The sequence below is a fragment of the Alcanivorax sp. genome (assembly GCF_051117345.1).
Classification (GTDB): domain Bacteria; phylum Pseudomonadota; class Gammaproteobacteria; order Pseudomonadales; family Alcanivoracaceae; genus Alcanivorax.
Genome location: NZ_JBNPEC010000043.1, coordinates 1 through 2,013 on the forward strand (window position 1 = coordinate 1; position 2,013 = coordinate 2,013).

Here is a 2,013-nt window from a genome sequence, read left to right on the forward strand (position 1 = left end):
ACTACCGCCAGGATGGCCAGCCCGAGACCTGCCACCACCAACCATACCGGATCGCGCAGCGATATACGCTGGACCCTGGCGGTGACCAGAATACCCCCCATGGTGGATACCGTGGTGGCCATCAGCAAAGGCAGGTAGATGGCGGCAGGGTCGCTGGCGCCTTGCTGAGCCCGAAACATCAGCACCGTCACCGGTACCAGCGTCACTGACGAAGTGTTGAGCACCAGGAACATGATCTGACTGTCCGTGGCCCGTTTCGGCTGCGGATTACCCTGCTGGAGGCGCTCCATGGCCTTGAGCCCAAGCGGGGTAGCGGCATTGTCCAGGCCCAGCATGTTAGCGGCCAGGTTCATGGAAACCGGTGCGGATGCGTCCGGAGTGCGCCGGACCCCCGGCATCAAGCGGGCCAGAACCGGCTCCACCCAGGATGACAAGCGTGCGGCCAGATTGCTGGCTTCTGCCATCTTGAATAGCCCGCTCCACAGTGCCAACACCCCGATCAGCCCCAAGCTGACCTCAACAGCCAGGTCGGCCGCCGACCAAAGGGCATTGATCAAACGCCCTGGCGCCGCCATGTCACCACCAATGAGCTGGGTCACCGCTCCGGCGATACCCGCAAGGAAAAACAGGCTGAACAGTCTGTGCAAAGCATCCCCCGTACGCTAGGGTCGTGGTAATTTGTTGAAAATCCGTAATTTGGCGACTTTTATGACGGTGCAACTTCGCGCTTTCACGGTAGTCTACAGGTTATAGAGAAATTCAACTGCGAATGACCGCTTCCGGGCCGTCGCCTATACTGCAGGTAAACCGTTTGAGAAACAGCATGTCACTAGTTCGTAAATTCTTCCCTCTGGCACTGGCACTGGTCCTGCTGGGGGGCGCCATTCAGGGAGTGAGTGGCCTTCGTTCCGAGCCGGAGGTTCAGGGTGACCTTAAGCCCACCAGCGATCAGCTGGATGCCGCCGCGGAAATTGCTGCCAAATTGAAGCACCACTATCGGCAGCTGGAGTTCGACAACTCCCTGTCCAATCAGGTGCTGGACAGTTATCTCGAGGACCTGGATCCCAATCGCCAGTATTTTCTCGCGAGCGACATTCGCGAGTTCGAGCGCTATCGTGACAAGCTTGATGACCAGTTAAGCGACGGTCAGCTGGAAGACGGTTACACCATCTTCAACCGTTTCCAGCAACGCCTGGAAACCCGTCTGGAGAAACTTCTCAACACCATCGAGAACGATCGGGCATAGCTGACCTTCGATGATGAGTAAACCGTGTTAGTGGATCGCGGAGAATCACCATTGGCTGCGGACGAGGCGGAGCTGGACGACATCTGGCAGCGGCAGCTGAAAAATGCGGTGCTTTCCATGCGGCTCAATGACAGCTCACTGGAGGACATCCGCACCCGCCTGACCCGTCGCTATGAAAGCCAGCTCAAGCGAATTAACCAGAACACGCCGGAGGATGTCTTTCAGGTCTACATCAATGCCCTGACACAGACCTTTGATCCGCATACCAACTACTTCACACCGCATAACTCGGAAAATTTCGATATCAGCATGAGCCGCTCCCTGGAAGGTATCGGGGCGGTGCTGCAATACGAAGACGGTTATACCAAGGTGGTGCGTCTGGTTCCTGGCGGCCCTGCAGCCAAAAGCGGCCAGTTGAAACCGGCGGACCGGATTGTCGGTGTTTCCCAGGATGGCGAGGCGCCGGAACCGGTTATTGGCCTGCGCCTGGACGAAGTGGTGGATCAGATCCGTGGTCCCAAAGGTACCAAGGTCAATCTGGAGATCATTCCTGCCGGCAGCGCCAGCGAACACGACACCCGCACTATCACCATTGAGCGCAACAAGGTGGTGCTGGAAGAACAGGCCGCCAAGAAGGATGTGATCACCATCGAGCGGGATGGCGAAACCATGAAGCTGGGGATTATCGAAATCCCGGCGTTTTACCTGGATTTTGCCGCCTTCCACCGGGGCGATCCCAATTACACCAGCACCACCAGTGATGTGGC

2 protein-coding genes and 1 pseudogene are annotated in these 2,013 nt (G+C 57.7%); 2 read left to right on the forward strand and 1 reads right to left on the reverse strand.

The genetic code is table 11. From position 1 onward, the window contains the following. Positions 1 to 647, reverse strand: a 647-nt coding sequence (locus ACFE0K_RS03105; RefSeq protein WP_434534673.1) for a nucleoside recognition domain-containing protein, incomplete at its 3' end; no start/stop codon positions are given. A 176-nt stretch (positions 648 to 823) separates the two neighbouring features. On the opposite strand from ACFE0K_RS03105, the pseudogene ACFE0K_RS03110 reads away from it, so the two are divergent. Beyond that, positions 824 to 1,468 (forward strand): annotated as a pseudogene (locus ACFE0K_RS03110) (carboxy terminal-processing peptidase); the annotation flags it as partial. An 87-nt stretch (positions 1,469 to 1,555) separates the two neighbouring features. Then, positions 1,556 to 2,013: PDZ domain-containing protein (locus tag ACFE0K_RS03115; protein WP_434534674.1), on the forward strand; the 458-nt coding region annotated here is incomplete at its 3' end.